Raw genomic sequence first — 17,015 nt, forward strand, 5'->3', positions numbered from 1 at the left:
CCGCATGACGTGGCGGAGATGGTTCGACGGGGTTAAATACAACCCGGGCATTCGAAGAAATGCGAGGCGCCCCCGACGAGGGGGCACCGACCGGCCGCAGACGCGGCCGGTCGAAGCGTTCCGACGTGCTTAAGTGTATAAGCCCGTTCGGTCAATACGCGAAGAACGCACCGCGGACTCGGGCCGTTCAACTCGGCCCGGTTTCGCAGAGTCGGCCTGTCCGACTCAGTTGATGAGGATCGCGCCCCCTGCGCTCCGGCGTAAGCGGCGATCTGATGTGAGCCGTGGTCGTTCGGTGCCATCCAAGCCGCTGGTTGGTTCCGGACACCACACAGACCAATGCAATGGTGTGTCAACACTACGTTGACACCCGCCAACACCCCCTTCAGGCCGGGAATCAGGCCTGAAGGATATTCATTCCGGTTGATCCTGCCGGAGGCCATTGCTATTGGGATCCGATTTAGCCATGCTAGTCGCACGAGTTCAGACTCGTGGCGAATAGCTCAGTAACACGTGGCCAAACTACCCTTCGGAACACAATACCCTCGGGAAACTGAGGCTAATAGTGTATACCATACCACCACTGGAATGAGTGGTATGCCAAACGCTCCGGCGCCGAAGGATGTGGCTGCGGCCGATTAGGTAGACGGTGGGGTAACGGCCCACCGTGCCAATAATCGGTATGGGTCATGAGAGTGAGAACCCAGAGACGGAATCTGAGACAAGATTCCGGGCCCTACGGGGCGCAGCAGGCGCGAAACCTTTACACTGCACGACAGTGCGATAGGGGGATCCCAAGTGCACAGGCATAGCGCCTGTGCTTTTCGGTACCGTAAGGTGGTACCAGAATAAGGGCTGGGCAAGACCGGTGCCAGCCGCCGCGGTAATACCGGCAGCCCAAGTGATGGCCGATCTTATTGGGCCTAAAGCGTCCGTAGCTGGCCGCGCAAGTCCATCGGGAAATCCACCTGCTCAACAGGTGGGCGCCCGGTAGAAACTGCGTGGCTTGGGACCGGAAGGCGCGACGGGTACGTCCGGGGTAGGAGTGAAATCCCGTAATCCTGGACGGACCGCCGATGGCGAAAGCACGTCGCGAGAACGGATCCGACAGTGAGGGACGAAAGCCAGGGTCTCGAACCGGATTAGATACCCGGGTAGTCCTGGCCGTAAACAATGTCTGCTAGGTGTGGCTCCCACTACGAGTGGGTGCTGTGCCGTAGGGAAGCCGCTAAGCAGACCGCCTGGGAAGTACGTCCGCAAGGATGAAACTTAAAGGAATTGGCGGGGGAGCACTACAACCGGAGGAGCCTGCGGTTTAATTGGACTCAACGCCGGACATCTCACCAGCATCGACTGTAATAATGACGACCAGGTTGATGACCTTGTCCGAGTTTCAGAGAGGAGGTCGCATGGCCGCCGTCAGCTCGTACCGTGAGGCGTCCTGTTAAGTCAGGCAACGAGCGAGACCCGCACTCTTACTTGCCAGCAGTACCGCGAGGTAGCTGGGGACAGTAGGAGGACCGCCGTGGCTAACACGGAGGAAGGAACGGGCAACGGTAGGTCAGTATGCCCCGAATGTGCTGGGCAACACGCGGGCTACAATGGTCGAGACAAAGGGTTCCAACTCCGAAAGGAGACGGTAATCTCAGAAACTCGATCGTAGTTCGGATTGTGGGCTGCAACTCGCCCACATGAAGCTGGATTCGGTAGTAATCGCGTGTCACAAGCGCGCGGTGAATACGTCCCTGCTCCTTGCACACACCGCCCGTCAAAGCACCCGAGTGAGGTCCGGATGAGGCGTTCCACGAACGTCGAATCTGGGCTTCGCAAGGGGGCTTAAGTCGTAACAAGGTAGCCGTAGGGGAATCTGCGGCTGGATCACCTCCACCGACCCGAGACTCGCCCTCTGGGCGAGCTCACCTTACGACCGTCTTTTCAGACGGTCACTACTCATTCGCATTGGCCTGTGTAGTCCACCCACCCACCGGCTTGGACACCGCAGAACGACCACGGCCCACACAACACATACCAGACCTTCCCACCAGGGAAGGTGGGCTCATAGCTCAGCGGTAGAGTGCCTCCCTTGCAAGGAGGATGCCCTGGGTTCGAATCCCAGTGAGTCCATGTCCGTTCGAAGCGAATCCGTCCCCTTAAGTGGGAGACGCGACTCGATTCGAACACGACGACCGATCCGACCATCCCGGGAAACCGCGGATGGGAAGGGTTCGACGAACGCCCCGTCACACCCGGGGCGATTCAATGACAACCGTGTATACGTGCGATCCAGACGTCCACTGAACTCATCCGAGTTCGTGGAACGTCAGTGAACCATATACAGTCGGGTGACACTATGTCACTTGACACCGTCAGCACTCTCCTCTGGAGAGTTGGCTGACACACTACTGGCTACTGTGCCAGCTGGTGAATGGCTCGGCTCGAGAGCCGACGAAGGACGTGCCAAGCTGCGAAAAGCTCATGGGACCCGCATGGAGGGAAAGAACATGAGATCTCCGAATCGGAATCCGTTTTACAATTGCCACGCGCAATAGGGAACTCCCTGAATTGAAACATCTCAGTAAGGGAAGGAAAAGAACGCAACCGCGATGTCGTCAGTAACCGCGAGTAAACGCGACACAGCCCAAACCGAAGGTCTTCGGACCAATGTGGTGTTCGGGTTGACAACCAAGACGCGACACTCTCTCAGAAGTCTCCTGGAACGGAGCGTGAAACAGGGTGACAACCCCGTATGAGAGAACAGTACCGTCGGCGTCAATACCAGAGTAGCAGGGGTCGGATATCCTCTGTGAACAACTCAGGCATCCCCTGAGAAGGCTAAACACTCCTCGAGACCGATAGCGAACAAGTAGCGTGAGCGAACGCTGAAAAGCACCCCGAAAAGGGCGGTGCAATAGGGCCTGAAATCAGCTGGCGATCGAGCGACAGGGCGTACAAGGCGTCTCTCAAAACGACCGAGAAGCGATTCTCTAGTAGGAAGAGAGACGAGCCGGCGTCGTGTCGTGCGTTTTGAAAAACGACCCAGGGAGTGCACTTGATTGGCGAGTCTAACCCGTGAACCGGGGAAGGCGCAGGGAAACCGATACGGCCGCAGCACATTCGTGTGAGGGCCACCGTGTTCAAGCGCGGGGAGTCAATTGGGTGCGACCCGAAACCAGGCGATCTACGCGCGAGCAAGGTGAAGCGTGGCGAAAGCCACGTGGAGGCCTGTTAGAGTTGGTGTTCTACAATACCCTCTCGTGACTCGTGTGTAGGGGTGAAAGGCCCATCGAGCCTGGCAACAGCTGGTTCCAACCGAAACATGTCGAAGCATGACCTCTTCCGAGGTAGCCCGCGGGGTAGAGCTACCGATTGGATGACCCGCCTCCGAGAGGAGTCGGCCATCCTGTCGAACTCCAAACCCGCAGGCGCTGTAGACGAAGGGAGTCCGGTGCGCGGGGTAAGCCTGTGTACCGTGAGGGGAACAACCCAGAGCCGGGTTAAGGTCCCAAAGTGTAGATTAAGTGCGATTCGAAGGTGGTCTCAAGCCCTAAACAGCCGGGAGGTGAGCTTAGAAGCAGCTACCCGCTAAGAAAAGCGTAACAGCTTACCGGCCGAGGTTTGAGGCGCCCAAAATGATCGGGGCTCAAATCTACCACCGAGACCTGGCCGTGCCCTTGACAGGGGCAACCGCGTAGGTTGGCGTACTGGTCGGACGGAAGCCCGGGCGAGAGCTCGTGTGGACCGTCCAGTAACGACAATCCTGGTCACAGTAGCAGCGATAGTCGGGTGAGAACCTCGACGGCCTGAAGAGCAAGGGTTCCTCGGCACTGCCGTTCAGCCGAGGGTTAGCCGGTCCTAAGGTGTACCACAACTTGACTACACCGACGGGAAGCTGGTTAATATTCCAGCGCCATTATGCGAGTAAACGCCGACGCCGTGTGGAACGCTGAGCCGGGCACTCGCCCGGTCAAATCGTGGAAACTCGTGGACGCCGTCACGGCACGAAGCGAGCGAAGCGCGAAATAGCGAAAGTCAGCCGTACATAGGGCCCGTGAAAAGGCAAGCATAATGTCCGTACCGAGATCCGACACAGGTGCTCTGGCAGCGCAAGCCAAGGCCTGTCGGGAGAACCGACGTTAGGGAATTCGGCAAGTTAGTCCCGTACCTTCGGAAGAAGGGATGCCTGCTCTCTGAGGAGCAGGTCGCAGTGACTCGGGCGCTCCGACTGTCTAGTAACAACACAGGTGACCGCAAATCCGCAAGGACTCGTACGGTCACTGAATCCTGCCCAGTGCGGGTATCTGAACACCTCGTACAAGAGGACGAAGGACCCGTCAACGGCGGGGGTAACTATGACCCTCTTAAGGTAGCGTAGTACCTTGCCGCTTCAGTAGCGGCTTGCATGAATGGATAAACGAGAGCGCCACTGTCCCAACGTTGGACCCGGTGAACTGTACGTTCCAGTGCGGAGTCTGGAGACCCCCAAGGGGAAGCGAAGACCCTATAGAGCTTTACTGCAGGCTGTCGCTGAGACGTGGTCGCCGATGTGCAGCATAGGTAGAAGACATTACACAGGTACGTGCGCTAGCACGCCACCGAGTCAACATTGAAATACTACCCGTCGGTGACTGCGACTCTCACTCCGGGAGGAGTACACCGGTAGCCGGGCAGTTTGACTGGGGCGGTACGCGCTCGAAAAGATATCGAGCGCGCCCGAAGATCATCTCAGCCGGGTCGGGAATCCGGCGAAGAGCGCAAGAGCACAAGATGGTCTGACAGTGTTCTTCCCAACGAGGAACGCTGACGCGAAAGCGTGGTCTAGCGAACCTACGAGGTTCCGGAATGGGACCCGTAGATGACAGAAAAGCTACCTTAGGGATAACAGAGTCGTCACTCGCAAGAGCACATATCGACCGAGTGGCTTGCTACCTCGATGTCGGTTCCCTCCATCCTGCCCGTGCAGACGCGGGCAAGGGTGAGGTTGTTCGCCTATTAAAGGAGGTCGTGAGCTGGGTTTAGACCGTCGTGAGACAGGTCGGCTGCTATCTATTGGGGGTGTGAGGTACCTGACGTGAACGAACGTATAGTACGAGAGGAACTACGTTTGGTCGCCACTGGTGTATCGGTTGTCCGGAAGGGCAGATGCCGAGTAGCCACGCGACACGGGGTAAGAGCTGAACGCATCTAAGCTCGAAACCCACATGGAAAAGAGGTACCACAGAGGTCACTCGTAGAAGACGAGTTCGATAGACTCGGGGTGTACGCACCGAGGCAACGAGGTGTTAAGCCCACGAGAACTAACAGACCGAGCCACATTCATTGGCGCTGACGCGCCACGACTCGCATGAGTTCAGGCGGTAACTGGATCGCACGATATACACGGTTGGTACCGAACCAGACCGACACAGGCGTCTCTCGCCCGGAAGAGAGAGTCTCGGTTCGAATCCGAGAGTCGGCATAAAGGCGGCCAAAGCGGTAGGGAAACACCCGTACCCATTCCGAACACGGAAGTTAAGCCTACCAGCGTATCGTGAAGTACTGGAGTGAGCGATCCTCTGGGAACCACGAGTCGCCGCCTGTCCACTCATACGGGAGGTATCCTCCCAAACACAGCCCACGGACGCAGCGTCCGTGGGCTTTCTTTATATACTGAGAGCCGCAGCACTCGCGACGCGAACTGCCGAAACCAGCAGCAGCGCTGGCGAGTAATATTGGAATCCCCCCGTCGCAGCGCTCGTAGGTAGTGGCACGTCGGACTTCCGGGTCGTAACCACTGGCGGCAGGTCCGTGGTCAACCCGTGACTACCGGCTGAGTCGTCGTTTCGTCGAGATTCATATCAGTACTGATAACACTATCCATAAGTTTATCAGTTTTGTCGGTGAAGCTAACGTATCATGGAGGGCCCGAAGGACGCCGGAGCCACGGTGCGGCTGGCTTGTGGGGATCCCCCGTCGGTTCGCGATCGGACGGTCTCGGACCGCGTCGTGTCGGTGTTGTTCGGGAGCGACGTCGAAGCCTGGCGAACCGGTTGGGATCGGATGGCTGCGGGACCGCCGAATCGGGAGGCGGTGGTGGACGCGAGCGATGTCGCCCGGAGCGGGACCGCCGCGTCGACGCAAGTCGTACCGAACGGCGGACTCGCATACACGGTACTCGGACGTGCGGCCGGGAGTGAACGGGTTGTTGACGCTGTCGCAGACCATCTCGACGACGCGCCCTCGGGGACGGTCGATTCTGCTAATCGACGACCTCGCACCCGTCGCCGAACGGGAGGGGATCGGCTCCGCGGTCGCGTTCGCGAACCGACTCTCGGACCGGTTTGAGGGACAAGCGAATCGGATCGCGATTGGGTACTCTTTCGAGGGTCCCGCAGAGTTTGTCTCCCGGGTCGGCGCTCGCGTCGGTTCCGTCACCGGCGCCGACGCGGAGGCGGTGGCGGTGGTCGAACGCCTCTCACGTGACGATCCCACGACCTTCGGGTACGTCCGTCGCCACTGGGACGAGGCCATGCGGGGAATCGAGGAGTGCGATCGGAACTACCCTCAGTCGAAGCAGGTTCACGCCGCGCTGGCGGACCCGGAGACGACGCCGCGAACGCTGGGTGCGGCGCTGTCGGGGTTAGTGACGCTCGGTGCGCTCGACACGTGGAGCGAGACCGTGGGACCTACCCGATACGATCTCACCGCGTACCGGCCGAACCGGGCGTGGGCCGTCGGCGTCGCGATCGAGGCGGACGCAGCCGATGACTGAGTCGCAGATCGAACTCGGTCCACTGCTGCGGAGATTGTCTCACTCGTCCGCCGTGCCGACGCGTTTGAGGTCGGCTTCTACCACCGTGCCGTCCGGTTCGATCGTCACGCTTCCGAGGGGAGCCGTCTCCCCCGTCTCGTACCGTGCGGCGACGGCCTCCAAGGTCGAGCGTCGGTCGAGTCGCTCCCACACGGTTTCGGCCACGAGCGATTGAAACGCTTCGGGGTCGGTCCATCCTGCGTCGATGTCGGAGGGGACGCCGACGACGACGCGGAGCTCCGTCTCGGCGACGCGGATGCCGACCCCGAACGTGTCCGCACACATGATTCGCCGTTCGCGTCGGGGGGTGAAATCTCCGTCGGCGCGTCCGTCGGACGCCGGAACTTCTCCGTCGACTGCTCGGCCGCCTCTCGAAACCCGTAAGCACCCGCCGCTCGAACGGCCGCGAGACCCGATGACCTCGAAGCCGGCGGTGTCACCGAAGGGAGGGCTGGCGGCCGCGGTCGCCGCTGTGAGTGCGGGCGCGATTCTGGTCCGCCTGAGCGACGCGCCGAGCTCGGTCGCTGCGTTCTACCGGGTGCTGTTCACGACGCTGCCGCTGGCCGGAATCGCCGCGTGGCGGTACCGCGGAGAGTTCGCGCGGATTCGGTCTCGGGACCTCGCGTTCGCGGCTCTGTCCGGAGTCGCACTTGCGGTCCACTTCGCGGCGTGGTTCGAGAGTCTGCGGTGGACGAGCGTCGCCGCGAGCGTGACGCTCGTTCAGGCCCAACCGGTGTTCGTCGCGCTCGGCGCGTGGCTGCTGTTACGCGAGCGCGTCACGCGCCGCATGACTGCGGGTATCGCGGTGGCCGTGGCCGGGATGGCGTCGATGTCGATCGGCGACTTCCTCGGCGGCGTGGCGATCGGTCCCCGTCCGCTGTACGGGAACGCCCTGGCGCTGTCCGGCGCGGTCGCCGCCGCGGGATACGTGCTGGCCGGGCGTTCGCTTCGCCAGCGCATCTCGCTCGTCCCCTACGTCACGGTCGTGTACGGCGTCTGCGTGCTCGTTCTGCTCGGGTTCGTCCTTGCCGCGGGGCACCCACTCACCGGCTATCCACCCCGAGAGTGGCTCCTGTTCGTGGGGCTGGCGGCGGGTCCGGGACTGCTCGGTCACACCGTCCTCAACTGGGCGCTCGCACACCTGGAGTCGAGCGTCGTCTCCGTCTCGCTGCTCGGCGAGCCGGTCGGCGCGACCCTACTCGCGTTCGTGTTGCTGTCGGAGACGCCGACGCCGGCTACCGTTGTCGGTGGCTGCGTCGTCCTTCTGGGTATCTACGTTACGGCGACCGCTGACCGGGAATAGCGTTTTCAGCGCCGATATTTTGGGATAAACGTTGAAGCCCGCCGACCGGCTGGTACGAGTATGGATCGGCGAACAGTCGTCGCGTTCGTGGGCGACGACGCGAGCGCCGGTGAACGCGTGTCCTGCGCGGTCGATGCCGTCTGGCAGGGACCGGACGGACCGACGTTTCGCGCGCTCACCCCGAGCGATTTCGACGCGGGTCGCGACGGTGAGGACCCCCTGAACGCGACGTGCGGCGTGGTCGTCACCGTCGCGGCTGCGACCGACGACGCGGTGGGGGACCGCCTCGCGATGCTTCCGTCGAACGTCCCGGTGATCGCGCTCGTCGAGGACGCGACGACGGCGACGATTCGAACCCTGTTGTCGGCCGACGTGGACGACGTGGTGGACGCCGACGGCCGGGAGTCGAACTCGGACGGCGTCGACGGTACCGGCCCACTCGCCGAGCGTCTCGCGAACCGAGTGGACCCCGACCGCGTCCGGCTCGGGGACGACGACGTCGCCCGCCTCGCGGAAGTGTTGCTCGACGCCGGGACGACGCTGATGAGCACGCGAACCGACGAGGTCGGGACGAAGATCGAGTGGACGATGGAGAACGTCGGCGAACACGCCGAACTCGACCGGATCGTCTGTTACCGAGAGGACGACGGACAGTTCGTGCCCGCGTACAGCTGGTGTCCCGACGGGTTCGAGCCGGCGCCGAGACCGTTTGACGACTTCCCCGACCCGGACCGGCTGTCGACGTTCGGCAACGTCGCGCGCTCGTCCGCCTCCGTCCCGCCTCTCGGCGACGAGGCCGAGAATACGGCCGAGGAACCGCCGGCAACGGTCCACGTCCCGCTCGTCGTGGACTGGGAACTGAGCGGGATCGTCGCGTTCGAGTCTGCCGACCGCCGCGTCTGGACGGACGACGAAGTCGACCTGTACCGCACTCTCGGCGACCTGGTCGCGCACACGATCGCGCGCAACGACCGTCGGGTGGCGCTCCGACGCCAGGCCGAACAGCTCGAACAGTTCAGTTCCGTCGTCTCACACGATCTCAGAAATCCGCTCAACGTGCTCTCGGGGTATCTCTCCCTCTCCGAGGACGAGATATCTCCGGCGCGCTACGACGCTATGAGCGGCGCGGTCGACCGCATGGAGACGCTGATCGACGACCTCCTCATGCTCGCGCGCCGCGGCAAGACGATCGGTGACACGGAACACGTTCCGATCGAGGCTATCGCGGAAGACGCGTGGCAGTCGGTTCGTGCGCCCGACGCGACACTCACGATCGCGGACGAGGTCGGCCGCGTCGAGGCGGACCCGAGCCGACTTCGGCAGGCGTTCGAGAACCTCTTCCGCAACGCGATCGACCACGGCGGTCGGGATGTCGAAATCGAGATCGGCCCGATTGCCACGGAGGGAGACGGGAGGGGACTGTACGTCGCGGACGACGGCCCGGGAATCCCGGTCGAACTCGTCGACACCGTGTTCGACTCGGGAGTTTCCTCGGTCGACAGTTCCGGGATCGGGCTGGCGATCGTCGACCGGATCGTCGAAGCGCACGAGTGGGACATCGAGGCGCGAAACGACGACGGTGCCGTTTTTGAGCTCACGTTCGGCGCGGACGCGACGCGGGCCGCGTCGCCGTAGGACGCTCGATCCCGGTGTCCGGTCGCTGGGCGCTCAGTTCTTCGAGAACCGCTCGACCGTCCGTCGGTGCCGGTCGCGGAACATCCCTTCGAACCCGATCTTCGCCGGCGGGCCGGCGGCGTCGCCGAGCGGTCCGAGCGGTAGCCGATAGACGACCGTGTCGACGAGCAGGGTCTCGTCGCCGTCGGCGTAGAACGCGTGGGTGTGTTCCCAGCGCCGGAACGGGCCGCCTTCCATCTCGTCGACGAACCGGGCGGAGCGCTCGGGCGGCGTCTCTCCGTCGGGATCGCGCTCGACGATCCGCGAGGTCCACCGCTGTCGCGGGCCGATCCCGAACGGACTGATCGACATCCCTATCGTCGACCCGGCGACGAGGACGTCGGGATCGGGCGACCCGTCCGGTCCCTCGACGTCGCCGACACGGAGGCGCATCCAGTCGGGGGTGAGCTCTCGCAGTCCGTCGACCGTGGAGTGAAACTCCCACACGTCTTCGATCGGGGCCGGCACCCGAGTTGTCCGCCTGTACGTCGGCATACCTCGGATACGGGTCGGGCGGACAAAAAGCCGTCTTCGGCGGCGGTCCGGGACCGAAACCCGCATGTCCGCGCGCGCCCTGACCAAAGACGATGGAACGCGGGGCGATCGACGTCGGCGACTTGGCTGGACCGTTCGACCTTCAGGCGACCCTCGAGAGCGGACAGAGCTACCTCTGGAACCGCGCTGACGGCGACGCGTACGCGGAACTCCACGCCAGTGGCGGCGACGCGTGGTACGAGACCGTCGTCGACCCGATCCCCGGCGTGACGGACGAGCGGACCGTGGTCCGAGTTCGACAGGAGGGCGGCGTCCACGACGGAACGCTCCGCTGGGAGGCGTCGACCGATGCCGAGCCGCTGTTGACGCACCTGCTCCGGCTCGACGACGACCTCGACGCAATTTTAGACGCCACCCCGGATCTCCCCCTGCTGGAGCGCGCGTACGACGCCTACGAGGGGATGCGGCTGACCCGCGATCCGGTCTTCCCCTGCCTGGTCTCCTTCATCTGTTCGGCGCAGATGCGCGTCGCCCGGATTCACGGGATGCGAACGGCGGCTCCGGGAGACGTACGGCGACGCGGTCGCGCTCGGCGACGAGACGTATCGCGCCTTCCCGACGCCCGAGCAGTTGGCCGCGCGCACGGAGGACGAACTCCGCGACCTCTCTCTCGGCTACCGCGCGCCGTACGTCCGGCGCACCGCGGAGATGGTCGCGAACGGCGAGGCCGACCCGCTGGAGGCGGCCGACCTCCCCTACGAGGAGGCCCGCGAGTCGCTCACGCGGTTCGTCGGGGTCGGGGACAAGGTCGCCGACTGCGTGCTGTTGTTCTCGCTCGGGTTCCTCGAAGCGGTGCCGCTGGACACCTGGATCCGCACCACCATCGAGGAGTACTACCCCGACTGCGACCGAGGGAGCTACGCGGCCACCTCCCGCGCGATCCGCGAGCGATTCGGCGGCGAGTACGCCGGATACGCGCAGACGTACGTGTTCTACTACCTCCGCGCCGGCGGCGAGTGATCGGGGGTCTCCGAGAGCCGCCCGCCACGGCCCCCGACCGTCGGCCGCGGCCGAAGTTTGATACTCGTTCGCGTGGTAGCTCCGGTCGTGATGGACTGTCGAGTCGTCGTCGAGGCCGCGGTTCCGGTGTACGACGTGGAAACCGTCGACGAGGCGGTCCGGATCGCCATCTCGAAGACCGGCGAGATGCTCAATCCGGATCTCAACTACGTCGAGATCGATACCGGAACGCGGACGTCGCCGAGCGGCGAGCAGCTCGATCCGGCGTTCGTCGCGGCCGACGAGGCGCTCGTCGCCTTGGAGCTCCAGATGGACGTGTTCAACGTCGACCGCGGCGAACACGCCAGCCGCGTCGCGCGCAAGGAGATCGGGAAGCGCCTCCGGAACATCCCACTGAAAGTGCTGTCGGTCACCGAAATCGACCCGGAGGAGAGCGACCGCACCGACGAACCCGAGACGGCCGAAGGAGAGTCGGCGTCGAGCGACGACGAGCCGGCGACCCGCGACGACGAGGAAAGCGTCGGAAACTGAGCGGCGGTCGGAGCGACGTGTCGTCTGACACAAGATCCCGATAACCGGAGAGCGGCCGCTACGCTACGTGGGTGTCGGAGCGGTCGGCGAGGAGCAGTACGCGGTAAGCGTCTCAGTCGGCCGTCGGGGCCAGCGGCTCCGATTCGGACGACTCCATCGGCTCGGTGATTCCCTCTGTCAGCTTGAAAACGGCCGCCTTGTGGTCGGTCTTCGATTTGTGAATCGATGTCGGTTTGACGCCCAGTTCCTCGTAGGCTTCGAGGTCAACGTCGTCGTCCCAGAACTCGCACTGTTTTCGTACCTCCGCGAGGAGACCGTGAAGATGGATGAGCTCCTGCTTCTTCATGAGTACCAGTCCTTTGCTACCGGAGGTTTATATTATTATCTTGAGTAACGTTACCATACTGTTCGCGTATTTCGTGAGTAGCGGGACGGAGAAGTCGTTTCTCGATGAGTCGTTAAGGATCGTTCACCGACGTTCGTACCCGTGCGAAACTGATGCTACGGAACCGATGATCGTCAACGACGAACGGCTCGGACTGTGCGGCTCTCGGTCAGTTACTGAAACTGCTTGACTGCCTCGAGATCGCGTTCCGTCCGCATGAACTCGGTCAGGCGCCGCGTCGCGTGACACGCCGAACAGCTGAAGTTGGACCGAAGATCCTGAAGTTCGGCGGGATTGTCCTGCCACTCCTTGCCGCACTCCGGACAGACCAGTCTGACGAACGCGTCCACCATGCCCCCGCCTACAGCGGGCCGCGTTAAAAACGTGGGTGGCGAACCGCCGTACAACAAGTCACTACCGGTGACGGGTCAGGCGGGGACGTCGCCGCTCGCCTCGAGCAGTTCCTTGTACCGGTTCCGGATAGTGACCTCGCTGACGTCGGCCACGTCGGAGACCTGACTCTGGGTCACCTTCTCGTTCGACAGCAGCGCGGCGGCGTACACGGCCGCGGCCGCGAGTCCCACCGGTGACTTTCCGCTCGTGATCCCCGCGCTCGCAGCGTCGTCGAGCAGTTCCCGGGCCCGTCGCTGGCTCTCGTCGGAGAGGTCGAGCCGCGAGACGAACCGCGGGACGTAGCTCGTCGGGTCCGCGGGCTGGACGCGCAGTCCCAGCTCGCGGACGACGTAGCGGTACGTCCGCGTCAATTCCATCTTCTCCACCCGCGAAACCGCCGTGAACTCGTCGAGGCTCCGAGGGTTTCCCACCTGACGCGCGGCGGCGTACAGCGCCGCGGTCGCGACGCCTTCGATCGAGCGGCCGGGAAGGAGGTTCTCGCTCAGCGCGCGGCGGTAGATGACGGAGGCGGTCTCGCGGACGTTGTCGGGGAGTCCGAGCGCGCTGGCCATGCGGTCGATCTCGCCGAGCGCCTGCTTGAGGTTGCGCTCCTTGGAGTCGCGGGTGCGGAACCGCTCGTTCCACGTCCGCAGCCGCTGCCATCCGGCGTCGCTGTCGCCCGGAGAGCGACTTGCCGTAGGCGTCTTTGTCCTGCCAGCCGATGTTCGTCGACAGCCCCTTGTCGTGCATCATGTTTGTCGTCGGGGCGCCGACCCGAGACTTGCTGTCGCGCTCGCCGGCGTTGAACGCGCGCCACTCCGGCCCGCGGTCGACCGAGTCCTCCTCGACGACGAGTCCGCAGTCGCTACAGACCGTCTCCCCGTGTTCCGTGTCGGTCGCGAGCCGGCCGCCGCACTCGGGACAGGTCGTGGTCCGTTCGCTCTCGCGCTCGCTCGTCGTCTCCTCGGCGTCCGCCGACTCCTCGGTCGTCGAGTCCCTCGCCCTCGTTCGCGTGCGCTCACTGCTCTCGGCCGCGTCGCTCGGGTCCGTCAGTCGTTCTCGCTCCGTACCGCCGCCGCTGTAGGTGTCTGTCTCTGTCATGGGTTGTTCCGACGATCCCCCGACGAAAATACAGCGAGGTCCGCGAATCGCCAGTCTGTTAACGTATAGTTAGTCTCGAGAGTATATAAATCTATCTGTAAATGAGCTATGAAGTACCGACGCGAAGCGGTCTGACAGTCCAGTTACGTCGCTGAGCTGCCGCCGGTCGGCTTCGGCCGCGACAGCGACGAGAGGTAGACGTGGCCACACGACAGTATATATACTTGGCTCTCAGAGCCGCCGCGGCGCGAAGCGATCGATTCGCGACCGGCGCGCTCACTCGTTCACGACCGGCGGCCGGTCACCGACGCCGACACGGAGCCGACCGACTCAACGGTCGCCCGAACCTCGTCGCCGGGTTCGATCGGCGCCGCGCCCGGGGTCCCGGTGCTGAACAGGTCGCCGGGGCGCAACGTCGATACCTCGGAGTGGAACGAGACGATCTCTGCGGGCGGAAACAGCATGTTCCGCACCTCGTTTTCGGCCTTGACCTCGTCGTTGACGCGCGTCGTCACCGTCGCGTCCGAGAGGTCGACCGGCTCGTCGGGCACCGCGATCGCCGGGCCGACGACGAGGAACGTGTCGTAGCTCTTCGCGCGCGTGAGGAATCGCGGGTTCCGCCGGAGCACGTCCTCGGCGGTCATATCGATCACCGGTAAGTAGCCGGCGACGACGTCGTTCACGTCCTCGGTCGCGACCGATCGGCACTCGCGGCCCAGCAGGACCGCCAGCTCCGCCTCCGCGGTCACGCGCTCGCTCTGGTCGCTCGGCGGGAGTCGGATCGGACCGCCGGGACCCGTCAGGGCCGTCGACGGCTTCGTGAAGCTCGCCGGCTCGTCTGGGCGCTCCTCGTCGAGGTCGCCAGCGTGGTCGGCGTAGTTGAGACCGATCCCCACAGCTTCCCGAACCGTTTCAGGGGCGGTCCGAAGGCGAGGTCTTCAGCCGGAACGCGCTCGGCGGGCGCGTCCTCGACGCCCGCGAGGTCGCCCGCGGCCGCCAGCGGGAGCGCGTCGCGGACGGTCTCGGCGCCCGGCTCCACCGCCGAAAGCGGCACGTATCCCTCGTCGTCGCCGAGCAGCGGTCGGCCGGTCGCGGTGCGCGCGAGGTAGTTCATCCGGTGGCTCCTCCGTTCACGGTCGCATCACTCCTCCCGGTCCGTCCAGAAGTCGAACGAGCGCCCGGGCGCGAACACGTCGAGTCCGACCGCCCGCTCGTCGCCGGTGTTCTCGACGCGGTGCGCCTCGTTCGCCTCCAGGAAGACGGAGTCGTTCGGGCCGAGCGTCGCCGACTCCTCGTCGGTGACGACGGTCAGTTCCCCTTCGAGACAGAGACACACCTGCTCGTTCTCGTGGCCGTGGAGCGGCGAGGAGTGGCCGGGCGGCTTCTCGAACCACTCGAACGAAAAGCGGTCGCTGCCCGCCATCGACACGCGTCGCCAGCCCTCGTCCGGCTCATACGTCTCGGCCTCGTCGAACGGGACCGCTCTCATAGGTTCGCGCCCGTGGCTCCCCCGTCTATCGGCAGCGCGGTGCCGTTGATAAACCCGGACTTCGGCGAGGAGAGGAACGCGACGGTGTTCCCCAGCTCCATCGGGTCTCCGATGCGTTCGAGGGGGTTGCCGGCCCACTCGTCGAGCCCCTCCTCGTAGGAGTCGTACTCGCCGCGGTCGACGGCGTCGTTCACCAGCTCTCGGATCCGCGACGTCTCGTGCGGGCCGGGCAACACGGCGTTCGCACGGATCTCGGGCGCGAACTCCTTCGAGAGCGTCTTCTCTAAGCCGATGACGCCCATCCGGACCGAGTTCGACAACACGAGGCTGTCGAGCGCCTCCTTCACGCTCCGGGAGGTGATGTTCACGATGGTGCCGCCGTCCCCCTCCCGGAGGTGCGGTTCGGCCTCGCGAGCGAGCCGGACGACGCTCATCACCAGCAGCTCGTACGCCTCCTCCCAGTCCTCGTCGTCTGTTTCCAGGAACGCACCCGAAGGCGGACCGCCCGCGCTCGTGACGAGGTGGTCGAGTCCGCCGAACTCGTCGACGGTCGTCTCGACGAGCCTCTCCACGTCGTCCGGGTCCGTGAAATCGCCGGGCTGTGCGACGACCTCGCCCGCCGCGACCGATTCTATCTCCGATTTCGCCTCGGCGAGCCGGTCCTCGTCGCGGCCGTTGATCACGACGTCGACGCCCTCGCGCGCGAGCGCCGTCGCCGACGCTTTGCCGAGTCCGCTCGACGACGCCGTGACGAGCGCCGCGTTCCCCGCTATCTCCAGATCCATGTGATCGACTGTGCGCGGTTACCGTGGAAAGCGTTTCCCCGGAGGCAATCCGCCGCCCGTGAAACTCGGACTCGGTCCTCTCGGCTACGACTCACCGGTTCCGGCTCACCGGGAACGCCACGCGGTCCGGACTATCGTTGAACCGCTCTAAGATCCGCTCGTACAGCCGATTTTTCACCCGCTGGCCGCGCCGCGGGTGCGTGAGATACCGGACGCGAAGCTCGACCCACGACTCCTCCTGTCGGACGTTGACGCTCGGGCCGTCGTGGACCTCCAGTTCGACCGGCGTCTCCGCGAGCGCCTCGCGGTAGGCGGCGATACCGTCGGCCATCTCCTGGCCGACCAGATCGGTCGCCTCCTCGATCATCACCGAGCGCGCGAACTCCAGGTCGGTCTCGTAGGCGACCTGGACGGCCACCTCGTTCCAGACGTACGGCGACCCGCCGCCGCCGAAGTTGACGACGTTCGACGAGAGGACGACGCTGTTCGGGACGGTGACCACCCGCCCGGAGGGCTGGTTCGTCGTCACCAGCTCGCCGTTTATCTCCCACAGCGTCGTCACGAGGAAGTCGACACCGATCACGTCGCCTTTCGCGTCGTCGATCCGGACCCGGTCGCCGACGCCGAACGGCTGCTTGACCGCGATGTACACCCACGCGATCAGCGATAAGAGCGGCTGCTGGAGCGCGAAGGTGATCGCGAACCCGATGACGCCGAGCGAGAAGAGGAGTCCGATCCAGTTCTCCGTTGCCACCGCGAGCGTCGCCACCGTTCCGACGACTCCAAACGCCAGCCGGAGGAGGTTCCGGACGTTGTGCGCCCGGCGCTTGCTCGCAGAGCGCGTCAGCACGCGGACCGCGAGCAGGTAGCTCCCGTACACCAGCCCCGCGACGGCGACGACGAGAAGCGACCGGCCCACCACCACCGGAGCGGGGTACCCGCCGATCGGCGGCCAGTTCGCGAGCGCGTCGGTCGTCCCGGCGATCGTTCCGGCGATCCCCGCCAACAGCCCGACCGCGAGCGACGCGAGTCCGAGTGGACGTCTCACGCTC

General features: G+C 64.3%; 10 protein-coding genes, 1 tRNA gene, 3 rRNA genes and 4 pseudogenes. 9 read left to right on the forward strand and 9 right to left on the reverse strand.

Annotated features, from left to right (window positions below; all coding sequences use genetic code 11):
* Positions 1 to 416 precede the first annotated feature (416 nt).
* The 5 genes and pseudogenes from ACODNG_RS00005 to ACODNG_RS00025 all read left to right on the forward strand — a co-directional run bounded on the left by ACODNG_RS00005 (position 417) and on the right by ACODNG_RS00025 (position 6,748).
* Positions 417 to 1,887: ribosomal RNA gene (locus tag ACODNG_RS00005) — 16S ribosomal RNA — on the forward strand.
* Positions 1,888 to 2,052: 165 nt separating this feature from the next.
* Positions 2,053 to 2,124: transfer RNA gene (locus tag ACODNG_RS00010), tRNA-Ala, on the forward strand.
* A gap of 273 nt (positions 2,125 to 2,397) precedes the next feature.
* A 23S ribosomal RNA gene (locus ACODNG_RS00015) occupies positions 2,398 to 5,316 on the forward strand.
* Positions 5,317 to 5,456: 140 nt separating this feature from the next.
* A 5S ribosomal RNA gene (rrf, locus tag ACODNG_RS00020) occupies positions 5,457 to 5,578 on the forward strand.
* The 16S, 23S and 5S rRNA genes sit together here with 1 tRNA gene alongside, the layout of an rRNA operon.
* Positions 5,579 to 6,036: 458 nt before the next feature.
* Positions 6,037 to 6,748 (forward strand): annotated as a pseudogene (locus ACODNG_RS00025) (hypothetical protein).
* A gap of 39 nt (positions 6,749 to 6,787) precedes the next feature.
* Here ACODNG_RS00025 and ACODNG_RS00030 read toward each other — a convergent pair.
* On the reverse strand, positions 6,788 to 7,072 hold the full coding sequence (locus ACODNG_RS00030) for a hypothetical protein (RefSeq protein WP_209542944.1): 285 nt from the start codon (positions 7,070 to 7,072) through the stop codon (positions 6,788 to 6,790).
* A gap of 130 nt (positions 7,073 to 7,202) precedes the next feature.
* Here ACODNG_RS00030 and ACODNG_RS00035 point away from each other — a divergent pair, with 130 nt between their 5' ends.
* Together ACODNG_RS00035 and ACODNG_RS00040 are read left to right on the forward strand one after the other, a co-directional pair.
* Positions 7,203 to 8,090, forward strand: a complete 888-nt coding sequence (locus ACODNG_RS00035) for a DMT family transporter (protein ID WP_434521907.1) — start codon at positions 7,203 to 7,205, stop codon at positions 8,088 to 8,090.
* Between the two features lie 60 nt (positions 8,091 to 8,150).
* Complete coding sequence (locus ACODNG_RS00040; RefSeq protein ID WP_434521908.1) at positions 8,151 to 9,725, forward strand: sensor histidine kinase; 1,575 nt, start codon at positions 8,151 to 8,153, stop codon at positions 9,723 to 9,725.
* A 33-nt stretch (positions 9,726 to 9,758) separates the two neighbouring features.
* On the opposite strand, the gene ACODNG_RS00045 is transcribed toward ACODNG_RS00040, so the two are convergent.
* A complete protein-coding gene (locus ACODNG_RS00045; RefSeq protein ID WP_434521909.1) occupies positions 9,759 to 10,259 on the reverse strand; it encodes an SRPBCC family protein in 501 nt (166 codons plus the stop codon).
* Between the two features lie 92 nt (positions 10,260 to 10,351).
* On the opposite strand from ACODNG_RS00045, the pseudogene ACODNG_RS00050 reads away from it, so the two are divergent.
* A pseudogene (locus ACODNG_RS00050) lies at positions 10,352 to 11,279 on the forward strand (DNA-3-methyladenine glycosylase family protein).
* Between the two features lie 90 nt (positions 11,280 to 11,369).
* Positions 11,370 to 11,810 (forward strand): DUF555 domain-containing protein, encoded by a 441-nt coding sequence (locus ACODNG_RS00055; RefSeq protein ID WP_434521910.1) that lies wholly within the window; start codon positions 11,370 to 11,372, stop codon positions 11,808 to 11,810.
* A gap of 112 nt (positions 11,811 to 11,922) precedes the next feature.
* Here the strand turns inward: ACODNG_RS00055 and ACODNG_RS00060 are convergent, their stop codons facing one another.
* From ACODNG_RS00060 to ACODNG_RS00090, 7 genes and pseudogenes are all read right to left on the reverse strand, one after another.
* Positions 11,923 to 12,156 (reverse strand): UPF0058 family protein, encoded by a 234-nt coding sequence (locus tag ACODNG_RS00060; RefSeq protein ID WP_004598519.1) that lies wholly within the window; start codon positions 12,154 to 12,156, stop codon positions 11,923 to 11,925.
* 212 nt (positions 12,157 to 12,368) lie between these two features.
* A complete protein-coding gene (locus ACODNG_RS00065; protein WP_096392845.1) occupies positions 12,369 to 12,548 on the reverse strand; it encodes a hypothetical protein in 180 nt (59 codons plus the stop codon).
* 75 nt (positions 12,549 to 12,623) lie between these two features.
* Positions 12,624 to 13,689, reverse strand: a pseudogene (locus ACODNG_RS00070) (transcription initiation factor IIB).
* A 284-nt stretch (positions 13,690 to 13,973) separates the two neighbouring features.
* Positions 13,974 to 14,803, reverse strand: a pseudogene (locus ACODNG_RS00075) (fumarylacetoacetate hydrolase family protein).
* Positions 14,804 to 14,830: 27 nt separating this feature from the next.
* Positions 14,831 to 15,178, reverse strand: coding sequence for a cupin domain-containing protein (locus ACODNG_RS00080; RefSeq protein WP_434521911.1), 348 nt, complete (start codon positions 15,176 to 15,178; stop codon positions 14,831 to 14,833).
* Positions 15,175 to 15,963, reverse strand: coding sequence for an SDR family oxidoreductase (locus ACODNG_RS00085; protein ID WP_434521912.1), 789 nt, complete (start codon positions 15,961 to 15,963; stop codon positions 15,175 to 15,177). Before ACODNG_RS00085 ends, ACODNG_RS00080 begins: the two co-directional genes overlap by 4 nt.
* Positions 15,964 to 16,054: 91 nt before the next feature.
* A complete protein-coding gene (locus tag ACODNG_RS00090) occupies positions 16,055 to 17,011 on the reverse strand; it encodes a mechanosensitive ion channel family protein (RefSeq protein WP_434521913.1) in 957 nt (318 codons plus the stop codon).
* Positions 17,012 to 17,015 lie beyond the last annotated feature (4 nt).

Source organism: Halorubrum sp. AS12, assembly GCF_051122765.1.
GTDB lineage: Archaea > Halobacteriota > Halobacteria > Halobacteriales > Haloferacaceae > Halorubrum > Halorubrum trapanicum.